Origin of the sequence: Streptomyces luomodiensis (assembly GCF_031679605.1) — a bacterium.
Taxonomy (GTDB): domain Bacteria; phylum Actinomycetota; class Actinomycetes; order Streptomycetales; family Streptomycetaceae; genus Streptomyces; species Streptomyces luomodiensis.
Map to the genome: position 1 here is coordinate 6,216,368 of NZ_CP117522.1, position 18,229 is coordinate 6,234,596.

The window sequence follows — 18,229 nt, forward strand, 5'->3', positions numbered from 1 at the left end:
AGACGCGGGCATGAGGCTGCGGCGGGGCATCGCGATCGCCGGCGTGGCCGGCGGTGTCGCGGTGACGACGATGCTCGTGGGGCTTGTGACCAACGCGGTGTCGGACCAGTCCCGATGGCCCGGTTGGCTGGGGTGGCTCCAGGAACATGCGTGGTTCTCGTTCGTCCTGCTGGGTGTGGTGATGGCCGTCGGGAGCGCGCTACTGGCCATGCTGTCCGATACCCAGGCGCCGACACCGTCAGCTGACCCGCCGCCTCGGCCGGGGAATGAGGCGGAGCCGCCAGGGGCCGCGCTGGTGTTGCGGTCGCTGCCACGTGACACTGCGGCGTTTACCGATCGGACCGCCGAGTTGGCATCGCTGATGCGATCGGTGCAGGTCTGGCAGGAAAGCGGTGAGGCCCTCCCGGTTCATGTGGTCGACGGCATGCCAGGGGTCGGGAAGACCACTTTCGCGGTGCATGCCGGGCATGTCCTCTCGGAACGGTTTCCGGACGGGCAGCTCTTCGTGAACCTGAATGGACACACGCCAGGACAGAGCCCGGTGCAAGCGACCGAGGCGCTGGCCTCCCTATTGGCGGCCACCGGGGTGCCGACACAGCAGATACCCATGGGCGATGACGTGGGGGCGGTCACCCAGGCGCGGGCCGCCATGTGGCGGAGCCGGCTGGCTGACAAAAAGGCGTTGCTCATCCTCGACAACGCGGCGAGCTATCGCCAGCTAGAGCCTCTGCTACCTGGTGGGGGCGGGTGTCTGGTGCTGGTGACCAGCCGGAAGCGACTGGCGGCGAACGAGGAAGTGGTGCTTCCGGTCGAGGCGCTGCTGCCCGATCATGCGATTGACCTGTTTGTGCGGCTCAGCGGGCGGCCGACTGACTCCCTCGACAGGAGCGTCGTCGGGGCCCTGGTGCGGATGTGCGGATACCTGCCGCTGGGGGTGTCACTGCTCGCGGCCAAGCTGCGGCATCATCCGTCCTGGAGCGCTGAGGACCTTCGGGAGCGGTTGGTGGCGGCGCGGGACCGCCTCGGGGAGCTGCGTGCCGGGGAGCGCGCGGTGACCGCGACGTTCGATCTTTCCTACCGGGATCTCCCGCAGGAGCGGCAGCGCTTCTTCCGGATCCTCGGTCACTATCCTGGCACGGATCTCGATGCGTATGCCGGGGCCGCTCTGGGCTCGGTTTCGGTGGCGGAGGCGCGGCGCCATCTCGACGCGCTCTACGACGACCACCTGATCGATGAGCAGCCGGGTGGCCGATACCAGCTCCACGACCTCTTACGCGACTACGCCCACGGTCTCGCGACCGGGGAGAGAGTCAGTATGGATGACGTTCAGAGCATTACCCGGATCTGCACGTACTACCTGGCTGCTCTTTCGGACGCGAACAGGCACATCGTTCGCACCGAAGCGGTCGCGCCCTCTGTCCCGGACGATGCTCTGAGGGAGGAGACGCCGCCTATGGAGTCGCGTGCCGCGGCTCTGGGCTGGTTGGAGCACGAACGACCCAACATTTTGGCGTGTATCCGCCGGGCCAACAGCCTCGACCTGCACGGACTCGTGATCCGCCTGGCTGCGGCAATGGCTCCCTATCTGCGGCAAGCCGGGCCCTGGGATCAAGCGGTGGGGCTCCATCGGACCGCGGCCGACGCGGCCCGCCGGACCGGCGACCGGCAGGCCCTGGCCGGCGCGCTCGCCGAGCTGGGCGTCGTGCGGCGCTTCATGGCGGACTACTCCGAGGCGGCCGAGACGCTGAACGAGGCCGTGGCGGAGTACGAGGCGGTCGGCGATCGGCAGGGCAAGGCCGCCGCTCTGAACCAGGCGGGCATCGTCTGGTACCTGACCGCCGACACCGAGGCGGCGACCCGAGCTCAGACCGAGGCCCTTGCTCTCTATCGCGCGGTGGGAGACCGATTCGGACAGGCCAACGCGCTCGCGGACCTCGGCATGGTGCGCCGGCAGACGAGCCAGTTCGATGCCTCCGTGGAAGCGCAGACGGAGGCCCTGTCGATCTACCGCGAGCTGAACGATCGATATGGTGAGGCGAATTCGCTACGTGATCTGGGCGTCGTGCACTGTCTCATGGGTGAGTACGAGCTGGCCGCACGGCGACATCGCGAGGCGCTCGACATGTACCGGGAGCTCGACGACCGAGTCCACCAGGCATACGCCCTCAATGAACTCGGTCTGGTGCGGCGGCTTACTGGTGATCTCGACAGGGCACGGCAGGACCACACTCAGGCGCTGGAGCACTACACCGAGCTCGGCGACCGCTTCGGTCGCGCCAACAGCGTCCGTCATCTCGGGGTGCTCGAGCGCTTGTCCGGGAACCAAGCGGAGGCGGGCCGACTACTGGAAGAGGCCCTCAGCACATACCGTGATCTCGGCAGCCGCGGGGGCGAAGCCGCTGCGCTCAGCGAGCTGGGTGTGGTCCGCGGACTGGTCCGAGACCACGATGGCGCGGTGGAAGCGTTCCAGCACAGCCTGGAGATCCTGCATGGCCTGGGCGACCGATGCGGTGAGGCCGAGGTTCGCAACCACTGGGGGATGCTGCTGCGTGCCTACGATGACCCCTCAGCCGGACGAGGCCACTTCGAGCAGGCGCTGCATCTAGCCCGCGCCATCCGCTGTCCCTTGGAGGAAGCCCGGGCGTTGGAAGGCATCGGCCGCTGCGACTGGGCGATCGCAGGGCACGCTGAGGCTGAGCCGTCGCTGCGCGAAGCCTCCACTGTGTACCGGCGGTTGGGCGTGACAGACAAGGCTGACGAGATCGAGCAGCTGTTGGCGTCCCAAGCGCGGTGAGTCAGCCATGTGGCCGGTTTCCGCGTGCCACGGTAAGTGGTGGGGCTGCTACGTTGAGCCGACTTGCCATTTCAATCGCCATCGCACCGTGACAGCCTCCGGTGCCCCCGCCACGAGGAGCGTTTGGATGCCGTCTCCCACGTCCGTTCCCGCACCGCACGGCACAGCATCGTTCGCCCCGGAGGCCGCCCAGAGCAATCCGGTCCTGGCTCGCGTCGCTGCTCGCGTACGGCAACGTCTGGAAGCCGAGCAGGCCGCCACCAACCGCACGGGCGATGGCACCCACGCGGCCTCGCTCATCTGGCCCCGACCCCTGTGAGCATGCTCGCTTGATGACAGGGTCCGAGGACTACGCCCCACTGCGCACATTCATCTTCAAGGTCGCCAATCGGTGCAACATCGACTGTGACTACTGTTACGTCTTCAATTCAAAGGACCAGACGTCACGGCATCTGCCCGCCCGGATGGGTCTGGACGTGGCCCGGGCCGCGGCCCAGCGGATCGGCGAGCACGCCATGGTGCACGGCCTGCGGGACGTCCATGTCGTCCTGCACGGCGGAGAGCCGCTGCTTGTCGGACCGCGGCATATGGCAGACCTGCTGAGCGCCGTACGGGGCGGCATTCCTGCGGAGACGACGGTCCGCTTCGAGCTTCAGACCAACGGCACCCTGCTGACCAAGGCATGGTTGGACCTCTTCGAGCAGTACCGGGTCGTCGTGGGTGTCAGTCTCGACGGGCCTCCGGCCGCGAATGACCGGCACCGGTTGACTCATAGCGCGCGGTCGAGCGCCACCTCAGCCGTGCGAGGCATCGAATTACTGCGCTCCCGGCCGCAGTTGTTCGCCGGCCTGCTTGCCGTGGTCGACCTGGCCAATGACCCGGTTGAGGTCCACGACTACCTGGCGTCGTTCGAGCCCCCAGTGATCGACTTCAACCTGCCGCACGGAACGCACGACAACCCGCCGCACCGCGACGACCCGAGTGTCCCCGAGTACGGGCGATGGATGAGCCGCGTCTACGACGCCTGGCTGGCCCGACCCGAGTACCAGCACACCATCCGGATGCTGGAGGACATCGTGGCACTCAGCTCCGGCGTGCGAGGCTCCGTCGAAACCCTCGGTCTGGCCCCGCCCACCAGCATCGTCATCGAATCCAACGGCACGGTTGAAGGCGTGGACACCCTTCGCTCTGTCGCGGAGGGTGCCTCATGGCTGGGACTCGACCTCCTCCGCCAGTCCTTCGACGAGGTCATGCGTCATCCGAAGCTCCTGCACCGACACATCGGCAGGTCAGCGCTGGCTGAGCAGTGTCAGAAGTGCCCGCTGGTGGAGGTGTGCGGCGGAGGCTACCTTCCCCATCGCTTCAGCACCGACCGAGGCTACCGGAATCCCTCCGTGTACTGCGCAGACCTGCAATACCTCATCCGGCACGTCCAGGACTCCCTGAGTCATCACGGCTGGAGTGCGCACACACCAGCCGCTCCGCCCCCTTAGCCGTGCCGCCACGGCGGCGTCCGCGTTCCAAGCAATCGAGCGAAGCGATCATGTACGACAGGAGATACCGATGAGCGTGACGATCCGCCCCGCCGACAGGCGGGACATCCAGGCTCTGGCCGAGCTGATCGAGGAGATCGAGCGCTTCTACGGCTCGACGCGGATCCAGCCGCTCGCGGAGCGCCAGTCCCAGGTGGAAGAGGCGCTCTTCGGCTCACCGCCCATGGCCTCCGCCCTCCTCGTCGAGGATGAGGCCGGCGGTCTTGCCGGTCTCGCCGCCTACTCGTTTCTGTGGCCGGCCGCAGGCTCCTCCCACTCGCTCTTCCTCAAGGAGCTCTACGTCCGCGACACCCTGCGCAGGCAAGGCGTCGGGGCACGGCTCATGAACGAACTCCAGGCCCTCGCCGCCGCCCGTCCCGGATGCAGCCGCGTCGAGTGGATGACCGACCACGACAACCCGAGTGCACGCGCCTTCTACAAATCCCTCGGCTTCGCCGAATTCGACGGCAAAATCATCTACCGGGTTGACACCAGCACGACGTGAGGATGGCGTGTGACCACCAAGGAAGTGCGCTGCGAACGCTGCGAGAACATCATCGGGCTGGGCTGCTGCTGCCCACCCGACGGATCCATCCCCAAGGCACGCCCCGCATCCCAGGTGAGACAGGAATGGCGCCGCTTCCCTGCGGACACCATCCTGATCTCACCCACGCGGTATGCGCATCTGCCAGGAGCATGTACCCACGTATCCGAAGAGTTCGTGAAGGCGCCACGCTGGGGATGGATCCCCGACCCGCCCCCCGGTCTCTGGGACCGCTTGTGCAGCAGCTACCCGGCAATCGCGTCAGAGGGCAACACCACGCGCCGGGCGATCCGGCGCTGCGAGGAATGCGAGGCGACCTTGTCGGCCACCTAAGCCGACACATACCTCTCGGCCTCGCGGTCCCTCGCCGTCCATGACCACGCTGAGCACTGTCCAGGTACCGAACCGTCGCCACACCCCCCCGGCGCGGGGCGCCCTTCGCCAGGCGCCGCCCCGGCGGTCTCCCGCCGGGGCGGCGCTCGCGTGCCGTGCGGTCCCGGCTCAGGCGCAGTACTGCGCTTCCTTGCCGATCGAGCGGTACATGCAGTCCGCGTTCTCCACGAGTTGGAGCACCGCGTCGCGGTTGCGGGCGGTTTCGCGGTCGATGACCTCGTCGGGCGGGTAGAAGCCGCCGGCGCCGGAGGAGGTCGGGTACATCTCGAAGGTGTAGGCGAAGACCTTCTGGTCGCCCCACAGCCAGTCGTCGATCGCGCCGTCGGTGATGTACAGCTCGCTCGACTGCTCGGGGGTGTAGCCGTTGCTCGCCGCCATCTTCTTGCCGACCGCCGCGAAGGCGTCGTAGTCGTCCCGCGTCATGCCGGTCGTGGTTTCGTCGTACGTCCAGCCGAAGGGCCACAGCACCAGTTCGCTGTAGGTGTGGAAGTCGATCGCGGCCTTGAGCTGCTGCTTGCCGCCGACGATCCGGCTGCGGGCGAAGTCGGCGACGACCTTGACCTCGGGGGCCGACTCGGCGCGGGCGCCGCGGTAGGTCTCGGAGCCGGGGGAGCCGGAGGAGCCGCCGCAGCAGCCCCATTTGAAGGCCCAGTTGCGGTTGAGGTCGGTGCCGATGGACGAGGAGCCGGAGTTGGGCTGGCGGTTCTTGCGCCAGCTGCGGTAGGAGCCGGTGGCGATGTCGTACTCGCCGCCGTCGGGGTTCACATCCGGGACGATCCAGATCTCCCGGCCGTCGACCGCCTTGGTGATCCGGGAGTCGCTGCCGTAGCCCTCGGTGAACTGCCGCACCAGATAGAGGGCCATCTCCACGGTCAGGTGCTCACGCGCGTGCTGATGGGCGGTGAAGAGGACCTCGGGCTCGTTCTCGTCGGTGGCCACGTTGTCGCTGATCTTCAGGGCGACGATGTCGCGGCCCTCGTACGACTTTCCGATGACGCGTTTGCTGAGGATGGACGGATACTTGGCCACCGCCGCGTTGATCTCGGCGTTGGCTTCGGCGTAGTTGTGGTACTTCGCGTCGGCCGAGGGGAAGTCGAAGGGCCGCGCGGACCGGCCCTCGCCGCGGTCGGGCGGGCCCGGCAGCGCGGTGAGCCGGTGGCCGAGCGCGCGCAGCCGCGTGGCCTGCGCCGCGTCGGCGGTGACGACCAGGGAGCGGGCGTTCACCTCGTCGATGGAGACTCCGGTGGCGGCGACGGCGGAGCGGGCGGCCGGGGTGGCGGGGCCGGAGACCTCGTACTGCCGCACGGTCTCGTCGGTGGTTCCGGCCGCTGCGGGGGCGGTGCGGCCGGTGTCGGGCCGCGCGGCCGGATCGTCGGCCTGGGCTGCCACGGGGGCGGCGAGTGCGAGGGTGAGCAAGGCGGTGAGGGCGGTGGCCCGTCTACCGCTGATGCGGCGTCGCATGACATCTCCTGTGGGGTCAAGGGCGAGCGACTGCTGCGCCAGTGTTCGGCCATGCGCATGACATGCGCAAGGGTGGGAAATGGTCGAAGCCGAAGGCACCTCTCATCGGAGGCACCTCCCATCGAGGAAGGAACCCCCCGCATGCACAGATCTCTCGTCGGTGCGCTCTCGGCCCTGTTACTGGGCGGCGCGACCCTCGTGGGCGCGGGCGCGGCACCCGCGACGGCCGCGTCCCCCGCGGCCGCGTCCACCGCCAAGGCCCCGAAGGCCGTGAACTTCGCGGGCACGGTGGCGCTCAGCAACTGTTCCGGCTCCGTCGTCCGGATGCCGGGCTCGGCCGACACCGACCCCGCGCTCGTCCTCTCCAACGGCCACTGTCTGGAGAGCGGCTTCCCGGGCGCGGGAGAAGTGATCGTCGACCAGCCGTCGACCCGGAGCTTCACCCTGCTGACCGCCTCGGGCGGCAGCGCCGGCACCGTACGGGCCAGCAAGATCGCGTACGCGACGATGACCGACACCGACATCTCGCTGTACCAGCTGACGTCCACATACGCCCAGATCCAGTCGACGTACGGGATCAAGGCGCTCCAGCTGTCGGACAGCCACCCGACCCAGGGCTCCGCCATCAATGTGGTCTCCGGCTACTGGAAGAGGATCTACTCCTGCAATATCGACGGATTCGCCTATCGTCTTAAGGAAGGGGAGTGGACCTGGAAGGATTCGGTCCGCTACACCTCCGCCTGTAACACGATCGGCGGAACCTCGGGCTCTCCCGTGGTCGACCCGGCGTCCGGCAAGGTCGTGGCCGTGAACAACACGGGCAACGAGGACGGCGGCCGCTGCACCCTCAACAACCCCTGCGAGGTCGACGAGAGCGGAACGGTGACGGTGCGGCAGGGGATCAACTACGCCCAGGAGACCTACGGCATCCCCGCATGCGTAACCACCGGCAACAAGATCGACCTGAACCGGGCGGGGTGTGCGCTGCCCAAGCCCTGACGCCTACCTGAACACCCCGAACACCCGAACATCTGAACGCCCGTACGCCGGTGCGCCCCGCATTCCGTGAGCGGGGCGCACCGGCGTACGTCGGATATTCGTTCTGCTCGTGGCGGGCCGTCTCCTACAGGCCGTGGACGTGCTCGCCGACCGCCTTCGACCAGGCGTTCCCGTTCGCCGCGTCCCAGTTGGTGGACCAGGTCATCGCGCCGCGGATGCCGGGGTAGGTCTTGGACGGCTTGAAGCTGCCGCAGCCGGTGCCCTTGGCGAGGCAGTCGAGGGCGTCGTTGACCACGCCCGGCTCGACGTAGCCGGAGCCGGCGCCGCTGGTGGAGGCGGGGACGCCGATGCCGACCTGGGACGGGTCCAGGCCGTTCTCGAGCTGGATACAGGCGAGGGCGGTGAGGAAGTCGACCGAGCCCTGGGAGTAGACCTGGCCGTCACAGCCCTGCATCGAGCCGCTGTTGTAGTACTGCATGTTGACCACCGTCAGGAAGTCCTTGATGCCCAGGGCGGTCTTGAAGTACTCGGTGTTCGCCGACTGCATGTCGATGGTCTGCGGCGCCATGGTGACCACGACGTCGCTCTTCTTGTCGTGGACGGCCTTGAGGGCCTTGGTCATGTAGGTGGAGTTGACGCCGTTCTCCAGGTCGATGTCGACGCCGTCGAACCCGTACTCGTCCATCAGGCCGGTGATGGAGGAGGCGAAGGCGTCCGCGGAGGCGTCGTCGCTGACCGAGATCGTGCCCTTCTCACCGCCGACGGAGATGATCACGGACTTCCCGGCCGCCTGCTTGGCCTTGATGTCGTCCTTGAACTGCTGCTCGTCGCTGTAGCCGGTGGCGGGGTCGAGGGTGAAGTCGACCGCTCCGGGGGTGCCGGTGGCGTCTGCGAAGGCGACCGCGATGATGTCGTAGTCGTCCGGGACGTCCGAGAGCTTCTGGGTCGTCGCGCCGTTGTCGAAGTTCTGCCAGTAGCCGGTGACGGCGTGCTCGGGGACGGCGGCGGCGCCATGCCCGGCGGCGGGCTGCTCCTCGGACGCGTGGGCCGATCCGGCGGATATCAGCCCTCCGGCGGCGAGGGCGGCGACCGCGGCGGCGGAGAGCAACCGCTTGGTGATCTGTGCGCGTACCACGACAGCCTCCGTATGTGGGGGGAGAGGTGTGGGGGTGGTGTTGCCAATGCGCGTTCAGGGGCCCCTGTGGCGTGCGTATAAGGTGGTCCAGACCAATGCCGTTGTCAACCCCACGCGTCATCTTCGCTACCCGTGAGGGTGAAAAATGCGGATGAGGGGGCCGGAGCGCTTGCGCCCCGGCCCCCTTTCCCCTTCTGAGCCTTCTGCGACTTCTGGGCCTTCTACGATCCTTCCGCTCCCCTTCCGCTCGCTTTCCGCGGAAGGGGCCGCGTCACGCTACGGCAGCCCGTGGACCTTGGGGCCCACCGCGTTGGACCACGCGTTGCCCGCGGTCGCGTCCCAGTTGGTGGACCAGGTCATCGCGCCGCGCAGCGCCGGGTAGGTCCTGGACGGTTTGAAGGCGCCGCAGTTCGTGCCGCGGGCCAGGCAGTCCAGGGCGTTGTTCACGACCGTCGGGGAGACGTAGCCGCTGCCCGCGCCGCGCGTCGAGGCGGGGACGCCGAGGCCGACCTGGGACGGGGACAGTCCGCCCTCCAGCTGGATGCAGGCCAGGGCGGTGAGGAAGTCGACCGAGCCCTGGGAGTAGACCTTGCCGTCGCAGCCCAGCATGGAACCGCTGTTGTAGTACTGCGTGTTGACCACCGTCAGGATGTCCTTGATGTTCAGCGCCGTCTGGAAGTAGGCGTTGGACGTGGACTGCATGTCGAGCGTCTGCGGGGCCATGGTGATGACGAGCCCTGACCCGGCCTTCGCCGACAGCGCGCGCAGCGCCTGGGTCATATAGGTGGCGTTGAGGCCGTTCTCCAGGTCGATGTCGACGCCGTCGAAGCCGTACTCCTGCATCAGGGCGTAGACGGAGTTGGCGAAGTTGTTCGCGGACGCGGTGTCGTTGACGGACACCGTGCCGTTCTGGCCGCCGATCGAGATCACGACGGACTTCCCGGCCGCCTGCTTGGCCTTGATGTCGTCCTTGAACTGCTGCTCGCTGCCGTAGCCGACGGCGGGGTCGAGATGGAAGTCGACCGCTCCCGGGGTGCCGGTGGCGTCCGCGAAGGCGACCGCGATGATGTCGTACTGGTCCTGGACGGCGGCCAGCTTCTGCACGGTCGCGCCGTTGTCGAAGTTCTGCCAGTAGCCGGTGACCGCGTGCTTCGGCACGGTGCCGCCACCGCCCCCGCCGCTTCCGGCCGAGGTCGTGCCCGTGACGGCGGACGACCTGGGCGACTCACCCGCCGCGTTGGTGGCGGTGACCTCGAACCGGTAGGGGGTGGACGGCGACAGGCCGGTCACGGTCGCCGAGGTGCCGCTGACCGACTGCACCTTGGAGCCGTCGCGGTAGACGTTGTAGCCGGTCGCGCCGGTGACCGGGGACCAGGACAGGGCGATGGAGGACGAGGTGACGGCGCCGGTGCTCAGCCCGCCCGGCGCGGCGGGCACGGGGTCGCCGGGGTCACCGGGGTCGCCGCCGGGGCCGGTCAGGGCGATGTCGTCGGCGTAGTAGGCGGGCTGGCCGTACCAGCCGTGGGTGTAGACGGTCACCGAGGTGGTGTTCGCGCCGGTGGTGAAGGACGTGCTGAGCTGCTGCCAGCCGGTGGCCGAGGGCGTCCAGGTCGAGACGTCGGTGGTGCCGGTGCCGCTCGCGCCGAGGTACACATAGCTGCCCTGCACCCAGGCGCTGAGCGTGTACGAGGAGTTGGGCCGGACGGCGACGGTCTGGGCGCAGCGGGCGTTGTCCGTGCCCGCCGGGGTGGCCTTGAGCGCGGCCGAGCCGCTGTGGACGGGGCTCGTGACGGTGGTGCCGGCGGCGGCCGAGCAGGTCCAGCCGCTGAGGCCGGATTCGAAACCGGGGTTCTGGGCGAGGTTGGCGGCGGCGGCGCTCGCGGCGCCGCCGCCGAGGGCGACCAGGCCGGTGGCGCCCAGCGCGGCGGTGGCGAACGCGCTGGTCAGCCGGGCGAACCGGCGTCTGAGCCGGGTGTTGCGGGGGTGTGGGGCACGGTCCATGACTGCCTCCGTGGGGGAATCCGTTGGGAAGCCGGCGTGAAGGAGGAGCTTGCGGACGGTGGCCACCGTATGAACGTAAAGTGGTCCAGACCAATAGTCTTGTCAAGAGGATGCGCGCCCTCCGCGACCGGCCCGGGTGAGGAACCCAGAGGAACTGTTCTCTCGCGCGGCTTTCGTGGATAAAGTGACGATGCACCAGGACAGACGACGCACCAGGACAGGGGCAGTAAAGACCTGTGGCCGCCGCCGCTCGGCGCCGATGTGAGACGGGGTAGCCGACGTGCCCACCGCGATAGCAGTCACCGGCCGGGAGCTGGTGCTTCCGCCGCCCGACGGGCAGACTCCGTCGGCCGTAGTGCTCCGCCCGCCGGAGGCGCAGTCGCTCGACGACGCGGCCGCCGAGGTCGCGACCCTCCTGGACCAGCAGGGTTATCTCATCGTGCTCTACCCGGCCGCGACCCCCGCGGCCGTGGTTCGCCGGCTGCACACCGTGCGCGCCGTCCTGGAGAGCGACCGGATGGCGCTGCTGCCGCTCGAACTGCCGCCGCTGGCCGTGGCCGTGCTCGCCCGCCAGCTGCGCCAGCTGTCCATATCGGACTTCAGCCCCGGCGTCCTGGCCTGCGCCGCCCGGCTGCTCTCCCACTACATCCACGCGGGCGCGCTCCTGGGCAGCGTCGCCCGGCTGGACCGGGTCCCGGTCAGCCTCACCTCGCACGTCAAGTCATGGATGCCCGGCGCCCAGTTCGGGGTGCTCGCCCACCCCACCCCGCGGCTGGTCAGGGTCGGCGGCGCGGCGGAGCTGCCCGCCCCCGGATACGCCACCGCCCTGACCGTCGCCCGGGGCCAGCTGACCAGCCATGGCCACGGGAACGGCGGCGCGGGCCACGACGACTGGGTCACCGGCGCCCTCGCCCCCGCCTGGGGCGTACGGGGGGTGGAGGAGGTGCCGCTGCCCGCCGAGTCGGCGCGCTGGTGGGGCACCCCGAAGCTGATCGAGTTCGCCGCGGCCATCCCCGACCTCTCGGTGCTCTACCAGCTCGTGGCCTCCGTCAGGAGAGAGGAGTGCCACTGGTGCGGTTTCGAACTCATCGGCGACCGCTGCGCCTTCTGTTCCTGCCCGGTGGCGCGCGGCGATGAGATCCCCGCCCTGCTCACGTCCCACCGTCCCGCCCTGACCAGCCGGTAACGTCCCCGAACGAGGTTGTGCGTCCCATGAATTCACGCCAGCGCCGCGGAGTCATCCTGCTGCTCCTGTCGGTCCTGTGCGCCGTCGGTGCCTTCGCCGGAGTGCTCGCCGTCATCGACGACGTGGAGTCGAAGGTCGGCCCCGAGACCACCGCGTACAAGCTCACCTCGGACGTCAAGCCGTACAAGGCCCTGGAGGCGGGGCAGTTCGAGAAGGTCTCGATGCCCGAGCGCTATGTGCCCTCCACCGCCGTCACCGATCTCGCCGAGCTACGCGGGAAGATCGCGGTGACCCAGCTGGCCAAGGGGTCGCTGCTGCAGCGGGACATGATCGTGGACCGGCCCGCCCTGAAGCCCGGCGAACAGGAGATCGCCATCATGATCGACGCGGCCACCGGTGTCGCGGGCAAGATCACGCCGGGTGCGAAGGTCAACATCTACGCGACCTTCGAGGGCAGGACCCAGGACGAGGAACCGGTCTCCAAGCTGATCGTCGCGGGCGCCGAGGTGCTCGACCTCGGCAAGATCACCGCCCTGGAGCCGGACCAGGACGACAAGCGGCGGATCAACGAGGCCGTCCCGATCACCTTCGCGCTCGACACCAAGAACGCCCAGCGCGTGGCGTACGCCGAGTCCTTCGCCTCCCACGTGCGGCTCGCGCTGGTCGCCCCGGGCGAGGACGACTCCATAGACCCCGGCGACCGCACCTACACCCTCGACGGTGACAAGTGAGTGAGGAGGTGCCGCGGTGACGATCAGGATTCTGCCGGCCGTCGGCGACCCCGACGCCGCCCGCTCCCTCGGCGGGCTGCTCGGCCGGCTGCCCGGTGTCGAGCCGTCGGAGCCGGTGGGCGACTCGACCACGCTGCTCGACACCCTCGCCGCGCTGGCCGCCGCCTCCCTGGAGGAGCTGCCGGAGGTCGTCCTCGTCCATGAGCGCATCGGCCCGGCCCCCGCGCTGGAGCTGATCCGCGAGATCGCGCTGCGCTTCCCGGCGGTGGGCGTGGTCCTGGTGACCGCCGACGCGGGGCCCGCGCTGTACTCGGCCGCCATGGACGCCGGCGCCCGCGGCATCGCCGGGATACCGCTGTCGTACGACGAACTGGCCGCCCGTGTCCAGGGCGCCGCCCAGTGGGCGACCGGCGTGCGCCGCCACCTCGGGGGCGGCGGCGACCAGCTCACCGCCGGGCCCGGCGGCAAACTGGTCGCGGTCGCGGGCGCCAAGGGCGGGGTCGGCACCACCGTGACCGCCGTGCAGCTCGCGCTCGCCGCGCGGGCCGCGGGCCGTAAGGTCGCGCTCGTCGACATGGACCTCCAGGCCGGGGACGTCGCCTCCTACCTCGACGTCCAGTTCCGGCGCTCGATCGCCGACCTGGCGCAGATCAGCGACATCTCGCCGCGCGTGCTCCAGGACGCGGTGTTCACCCACCAGACCGGGCTCGGGCTGCTGCTCGCGCCGGGCGAGGGGGAGCGCGGCGAAGAGGTGACCGACCGCACCGCCCGCCAGGTCATCGGCGCCCTGCGGTCGCGCTTCGAACTCGTGGTCGTCGACTGCGGTACGCAGATGACCTCCGCGGGCGCCGCCGCCGTGGAGACCGCGGACATCGCACTGCTGGTGACCACCCCCGACGTGGTCGCGGTGCGCGCCGCCAAGCGCATGGTCCGGCTCTGGGACCGGCTCCAGATCCGCAAGGCCGAGGAGACCGTGACCGTGGTCAACCGGCTCACCCGCAGCGCCGAGATCCAGCCCCAGCTGGTCCAGCGGGCCACGGGCACGACGGTGGCGCGCACGGCGATCCCGGCCGGCTACAAGGAGCTCCAGCCCGCCGTCGACTCCGGCCGGATGCACGACCTGGACGCCAAGTCGGCCGTCAAACAGGCGCTGTGGGGGCTGGCCGGCGAGCTGGGCCTGGCGGACGCCGCGCCCCCGGGCGGCGGCCGCCGCGCCGCCCACCGGGGCGGCCACGCGGCCGGGGGCGGCGAGCGCTCGCTGCCGGGGCTGCGGCGGCGCCACGCCATAGCGGCGGGCGGCGACGCGGCGGCGGAGGGCAGCGTGGGCGACGGCACCGACGCGCGGGGCGAGATCGCCCCCTCGCCCCCCACCAGCCGCTTCCTGCGCAAGCGCGGCGACCGCGGCCAGGTGACGGTCGAATTCCTCGGCGTCCTGCCGCTGGCGCTGACCGTGCTCGTGGTCGTCTGGCAGCTGGTGCTGGTCGGCTACACGTACTCACTGGCGGGCAACTCGGCCGACAAGGGCGCCCGCGCGGGCGCCGCCAAGGGCGCGGGCGCCTGCCAGGAGGCGGCGAGCAAGGACATCCCCGGCTCCTGGAGCGCCGACATCGACTGCGCCGGCGGCGACGGCGCGGTCTACAAGGCCACGGTGAAACTCCACGTCCCGATCCTCTTCCCCGGCGCCGCCGACTTCCCCTGGACGGTCACCGGCACGGCGGGCGCGGCGGACGAAACCGATCTGGCGGGCGGAGGGGAGTGACACGATGACCCGTCACCACAAAGCCTCCGCGCCAGCCCCCCGGCAGGGTGGCCGCCCTGGGGCGGCCACCTGGCCGGGGGCCGGGTTTGTGGCCTGGGCCGACGGCCTTGCGGCCTCGGACGGCGGGGCCGCCGGTGAGGCGGCGGCCCTTGCGGTTTCGGTGGCTGGGTTTGCGGCGCCGGCGCCGACTCCCCGGCGGCGTGGCCGCGCTGGGGCGGCCACCTGGCCGGGGGCCGGGTTTGTGGCTTCGGCCGAGGGCCCTGTGGCCTCGGACGGCGGGGCCGCCGGTGAGGCGGCGGCCCTTGGTGCGCCGGGTGGTGGGTCCGCGGCATTGGCCGACGGCCTTGCGGCCTGGGCGGCTGGGTTTGGGGTGGCGGGTGGCGGGCTCGTCGCCGACGTCGCGGGGCGGTGGCGAGGCTCGGACGAGGTGCTCCCCGGCGCTCCGGCGGTTGGTTCGGCACAGGCCGCCCGGCGGCGACCTCCCGAGGCGGGGGATTCGCCGCGCAGGCGCGGGGCGGCCGGTCTCGCGTCCTCGCTTCGCGGCGTCGCGTCGCCGCACGTCGCGGCCGCCCACTCGCCGCGGGACCGTCCCACGACGGTCCGCCCGGAAGCGGTAGCCCGGCGGGGCGGCCGTGGCGCGGCATTCGACCACACGGTGGTGGCCGATGCGGACGCCCGTCGGCCCGGCCGCCTGGGCGCGGGTGCCGGTGGGGGCCGCACGCGCGTGCGGGGGAGTGCCGGGGTGGCTCGGCGCCGCGTAGTCGTCGTCCCGCCGCGGGACCGACGCCGTCGTACGGCCGAGCACCCTGCGGCCTCCGCTCCGCTTGGCGGGCGGGGGCTCGCCGACGCGGGCCGCGGCCGGGCGGGTCGAGGGGCGGCGGGCGGACGCGGCAACGGACGCGGGCGCGATCAGGGTTCGGCGTCCATCGAGTTCCTCGGGTTCCTGCCGGTCCTCATCCTCGTCGCGCTGGCCGCCGTGCAGCTCGGGATCGCCGCGTACGCCGCGCAGCAGGCCGGGACCGCCGCGCGGGCGGCGGCGCGGACGGCCTCGCTGGACGAGCCGCGGACCAGCCCGCAGGCCGCCGGGCTGGCGGCGATGAGCGGGTGGCTGGCCGACGGGGCCGGTATCAGCAGCGGCGGCTGCGGCGGCGGGGAGGCGCGGGCCACCGCGACCGTGGAGATTCCTTCCGTCATCCCCGGTTTCGACTTCGGCAGCGCCGAGAAGAGCGCCACGATGCCCTGCGCCGAGGGAGACGGCGCGGACGGCGGCGCGGGGGCGGCCGCGATGGGAGGCGACCGATGAGCCTGCGGGCCCGTATCACCGCGCCGGAGGGGAACGGCGAGGGCGGCGGACGCCAGGACGGGCACCTGGTCTCCGTCTACCGCGCCAAACTGCTCGAGGAGATCGACCTCGCGGAGATGTCCTCGCTCGCCGCCACCGAGCGCCGCTCCCGGCTGGAGCGGGTGCTCGGCCACATCATCAGCCGCGAGGGCCCGGTGCTGTCGACCAGCGAGCGCTCCCAGCTGATCCGCCGGGTGGTGGACGAGGCGCTCGGCCTCGGGGTGCTCGAACCCCTCCTGGAGGACGCCTCGATCACCGAGATCATGGTCAACGGCCCGGACCAGATCTTCGTGGAGCGCGCGGGCCGGGTGGAGCTGGTCCCCGTCCGCTTCGCCTCCGAAGAGCAGTTGATGCAGACCATCGAGCGCATCGTCTCCACGGTCAACCGCCGGGTGGACGAGTCGAATCCGATGGTCGACGCCCGGCTGCCGTCCGGTGAGCGGGTCAACGTGATCATCCCGCCGCTCGCCCTCACCGGCGCGACGCTCACCATCCGCCGCTTCCCGCGCGCCTACACCCTCCATGAGCTGATCGGCATGGGCACGCTGGACGAGCAGATGCTGATGCTGCTCGCGGCGCTGGTGCGGGCCAAGTTCAACGTCGTGGTCTCCGGCCCCACCGGCTCCGGCAAGACCACCCTGCTCAACGCCCTCTCCGGGCTGATCCCCGACGGGGAGCGCATCATCACCGTCGAGGACGCCGCCGAGCTCCAGCTCCAGCAGACCCATGTCATCCGGCTGGAATCGCGGCCGCCCAACGTCGAGGGCAAGGGCCGGATCACCATCCGCGACCTGGTCCGCAACTCCCTCCGGATGCGCCCCGACCGCATCATCGTCGGCGAGGTGCGCGGCGGGGAGACCCTCGACATGCTCCAGGCCATGTCCACCGGCCACGACGGGTCGCTGGCCACCGTCCACGCCAACAGCGCCGAGGACGCGCTGATGCGGCTCCAGACGCTCGCCTCCATGTCGGACGTGGCGATCCCCTACGAGGCGCTGCGGGACCAGATCAACAGCGCCGTGGACTGCGTCGTCCAGCTCGTCCGGCACGCCGACGGCTCGCGCCGGATCAGCGAGATCGCGCTGCTGGACAGCCACGGCCACGAGGCCTACCGCATCGCCACCGTTTGCCGCTTCGACGCCCAGCCCATGGGCGCGGACCGGGTGGTGCACGGCCGGTTCCGCTACTTCCCGCTGCCGGAGCGGGTCGCGGAGCGGCTGCGGATGGCGAGCGAACCGACGCCGCCGGCCTTCGGCGTGGCCGCCTTCCCGGCCCAGCTGGCCACCCGCGCGGCCGGATCCGACCCGTACGACCGGCCGCCGCACGACCGACCCCCGTATCACCCCAGGGACCGGAGGTAGCAGGGCCCATGGACCATCTCGCGACGGCGGCCCTCGGCGCGACGCTGGTGTGCGGCGCGCTGGGCGTCGTGGGCGTGCACAGCTACGTCCGCGGCAAGGAGCAGCAGCGCGCGCTGATCGACCGGCTCTCGGAGACCGGTCCGCTGCCGGGCGGTGCCCGCGGGCGCCGGTTCGCCCGGCTGGACCGGCGGCTGCGCGCCACCTCCGTCGGCCGGAAGCTGGAGCTGCGGCTGGCGGCCACGGGCCTGGAGATCACCCCGGGGGAGTTCTTCGTCTGGACGGCGGGGGCGGCGGCCGGGCTGTGGCTGCTCGCGGCGTCCTTCCTGGCGGCGTTCTTCGGCCCGATAGCCGCGGTGATCGCCGTCTGGGGGGCCTTCGCGTTCCTCAACTGGCAGCGGCAGAAGCGGATAGAGCGGTTCATCAACCAGCTGCCCGAGCTGTCGCGGATCCTGGCCAACGCCACCCAGGCCGGGCTGGCGCTGCGCACCGCGCTGGGCATGGCGGCGGACGAGATGGAGGCCCCGGCGGGCGAGGAGCTGGCCAAGGTCGCGGCCAAGCTGGCCGTGGGCCACTCGATCGACGACGCGCTGGAGGAGCTGGCGGAGCGGCTGCCGTCCCGGGAGCTGGTGGTGCTGGTCACCACGCTGGTGCTGTCCAACCGCGCGGGCGGGACCGTGGTCAGCTCGCTGCGCAACCTCACCCAGACGCTGGAGGAGCGCAAGGAGACCCGGCGGGAGGTGCGCACCCAGCTCTCCCAGGTGACCGTCACCGCGTATGTCGTACCGCTGCTGGGGATCGGCACGCTGCTGCTGATGAACCGGATCTCGGCGGGCTCACTGGACCGGATGACGTCCTCCTTCTGGGGCCAGGCCGCGGTGGTCGCGGCCTTCTGCCTGTACGGCATCGGCTTCTTCCTCATCCGCCGCATGTCCAGAATCGACGTCTGAACCAGAGCGAACCAGGTCTTACCGGAACAAACGGGAGTGAAGGG

General features: G+C 70.7%; 15 protein-coding genes. 12 read left to right on the forward strand and 3 right to left on the reverse strand.

Annotated features, from left to right (window positions below; translation table 11 throughout):
• The first annotated feature begins 10 nt into the window (after positions 1–10).
• From haaT to PS467_RS26205, 5 genes are all read left to right on the forward strand, one after another.
• The gene (haaT, locus tag PS467_RS26185; RefSeq protein ID WP_311037297.1) at positions 11–2,794 is read left to right on the forward strand and encodes a cyclophane-containing RiPP biosynthesis TPR protein HaaT; all 2,784 of its coding nucleotides are present in this window, start codon (positions 11–13) and stop codon (positions 2,792–2,794) included.
• A gap of 127 nt (positions 2,795–2,921) precedes the next feature.
• A complete protein-coding gene (haaA, locus tag PS467_RS26190; RefSeq protein WP_311037298.1) occupies positions 2,922–3,113 on the forward strand; it encodes a HaaA family cyclophane-containing RiPP peptide in 192 nt (63 codons plus the stop codon).
• A gap of 13 nt (positions 3,114–3,126) precedes the next feature.
• Positions 3,127–4,287: an FxsB family cyclophane-forming radical SAM/SPASM peptide maturase gene (locus PS467_RS26195; RefSeq protein ID WP_311037299.1), complete on the forward strand. Its 1,161-nt coding sequence runs from the start codon at positions 3,127–3,129 to the stop codon at positions 4,285–4,287.
• A 70-nt stretch (positions 4,288–4,357) separates the two neighbouring features.
• The gene (gene haaN, locus PS467_RS26200; RefSeq protein ID WP_311037300.1) at positions 4,358–4,831 is read left to right on the forward strand and encodes a cyclophane-containing RiPP N-acetyltransferase HaaN; all 474 of its coding nucleotides are present in this window, start codon (positions 4,358–4,360) and stop codon (positions 4,829–4,831) included.
• 9 nt (positions 4,832–4,840) lie between these two features.
• Positions 4,841–5,203: a hypothetical protein gene (locus tag PS467_RS26205; RefSeq protein WP_311037301.1), complete on the forward strand. Its 363-nt coding sequence runs from the start codon at positions 4,841–4,843 to the stop codon at positions 5,201–5,203.
• 168 nt (positions 5,204–5,371) lie between these two features.
• Here the strand turns inward: PS467_RS26205 and PS467_RS26210 are convergent, their stop codons facing one another.
• Positions 5,372–6,724 carry a M14 family metallopeptidase gene (locus PS467_RS26210; protein WP_311037302.1) on the reverse strand — a complete coding sequence of 451 codons (1,353 nt, stop codon included), beginning with the start codon at positions 6,722–6,724 and terminating at the stop codon, positions 5,372–5,374.
• A gap of 141 nt (positions 6,725–6,865) precedes the next feature.
• Between PS467_RS26210 and PS467_RS26215 the strand changes: the two genes are divergently transcribed.
• The gene (locus PS467_RS26215; protein ID WP_311037303.1) at positions 6,866–7,723 is read left to right on the forward strand and encodes a S1 family peptidase; all 858 of its coding nucleotides are present in this window, start codon (positions 6,866–6,868) and stop codon (positions 7,721–7,723) included.
• 124 nt (positions 7,724–7,847) lie between these two features.
• Here the strand turns inward: PS467_RS26215 and PS467_RS26220 are convergent, their stop codons facing one another.
• Together PS467_RS26220 and PS467_RS26225 are read right to left on the reverse strand one after the other, a co-directional pair.
• A complete protein-coding gene (locus PS467_RS26220) occupies positions 7,848–8,858 on the reverse strand; it encodes a chitinase (protein WP_311037304.1) in 1,011 nt (336 codons plus the stop codon).
• Positions 8,859–9,134: 276 nt separating this feature from the next.
• Complete coding sequence (locus PS467_RS26225) at positions 9,135–10,859, reverse strand: chitinase (RefSeq protein WP_311037305.1); 1,725 nt, start codon at positions 10,857–10,859, stop codon at positions 9,135–9,137.
• A 280-nt stretch (positions 10,860–11,139) separates the two neighbouring features.
• Between PS467_RS26225 and PS467_RS26230 the strand changes: the two genes are divergently transcribed.
• The 6 genes from PS467_RS26230 (at position 11,140) to PS467_RS26255 (ending at position 18,185) form a co-directional block, all read left to right on the forward strand.
• Complete coding sequence (locus PS467_RS26230; protein WP_311037306.1) at positions 11,140–12,045, forward strand: hypothetical protein; 906 nt, start codon at positions 11,140–11,142, stop codon at positions 12,043–12,045.
• Positions 12,046–12,071: 26 nt separating this feature from the next.
• Complete coding sequence (gene cpaB, locus PS467_RS26235; protein WP_268974148.1) at positions 12,072–12,776, forward strand: Flp pilus assembly protein CpaB; 705 nt, start codon at positions 12,072–12,074, stop codon at positions 12,774–12,776.
• Between the two features lie 16 nt (positions 12,777–12,792).
• Positions 12,793–14,535, forward strand: coding sequence for a CpaE/TadZ family protein (locus tag PS467_RS26240; protein ID WP_311037307.1), 1,743 nt, complete (start codon positions 12,793–12,795; stop codon positions 14,533–14,535).
• 742 nt (positions 14,536–15,277) lie between these two features.
• Positions 15,278–15,838 (forward strand): TadE/TadG family type IV pilus assembly protein, encoded by a 561-nt coding sequence (locus PS467_RS26245; RefSeq protein ID WP_311037308.1) that lies wholly within the window; start codon positions 15,278–15,280, stop codon positions 15,836–15,838.
• Positions 15,835–17,238 carry a TadA family conjugal transfer-associated ATPase gene (locus PS467_RS26250; RefSeq protein WP_311037309.1) on the forward strand — a complete coding sequence of 468 codons (1,404 nt, stop codon included), beginning with the start codon at positions 15,835–15,837 and terminating at the stop codon, positions 17,236–17,238. Before PS467_RS26245 ends, PS467_RS26250 begins: the two co-directional genes overlap by 4 nt.
• Positions 17,239–17,246: 8 nt before the next feature.
• A complete protein-coding gene (locus PS467_RS26255) occupies positions 17,247–18,185 on the forward strand; it encodes a type II secretion system F family protein (protein WP_311037310.1) in 939 nt (312 codons plus the stop codon).
• Positions 18,186–18,229: the final 44 nt, after the last annotated feature.

What these genes read in the sequence shown, in the direction of transcription:
- haaT (WP_311037297.1), top strand. Translation starts at nt 11, where the DNA reads ATGAGGCTGCGGCGGGGCATCGCGATCGCCGGCGTGGCCGGCGGTGTC.
- haaA (WP_311037298.1), top strand. Translation starts at nt 2,922, where the DNA reads ATGCCGTCTCCCACGTCCGTTCCCGCACCGCACGGCACAGCATCGTTC.
- PS467_RS26195 (WP_311037299.1), top strand. Translation starts at nt 3,127, where the DNA reads ATGACAGGGTCCGAGGACTACGCCCCACTGCGCACATTCATCTTCAAG.
- haaN (WP_311037300.1), top strand. Translation starts at nt 4,358, where the DNA reads ATGAGCGTGACGATCCGCCCCGCCGACAGGCGGGACATCCAGGCTCTG.
- PS467_RS26210 (WP_311037302.1), bottom strand. Translation starts at nt 6,724, where the DNA reads ATGCGACGCCGCATCAGCGGTAGACGGGCCACCGCCCTCACCGCCTTG.
- PS467_RS26215 (WP_311037303.1), top strand. Translation starts at nt 6,866, where the DNA reads ATGCACAGATCTCTCGTCGGTGCGCTCTCGGCCCTGTTACTGGGCGGC.
- PS467_RS26225 (WP_311037305.1), bottom strand. Translation starts at nt 10,859, where the DNA reads ATGGACCGTGCCCCACACCCCCGCAACACCCGGCTCAGACGCCGGTTC.
- cpaB (WP_268974148.1), top strand. Translation starts at nt 12,072, where the DNA reads ATGAATTCACGCCAGCGCCGCGGAGTCATCCTGCTGCTCCTGTCGGTC.
- PS467_RS26250 (WP_311037309.1), top strand. Translation starts at nt 15,835, where the DNA reads ATGAGCCTGCGGGCCCGTATCACCGCGCCGGAGGGGAACGGCGAGGGC.
- PS467_RS26255 (WP_311037310.1), top strand. Translation starts at nt 17,247, where the DNA reads ATGGACCATCTCGCGACGGCGGCCCTCGGCGCGACGCTGGTGTGCGGC.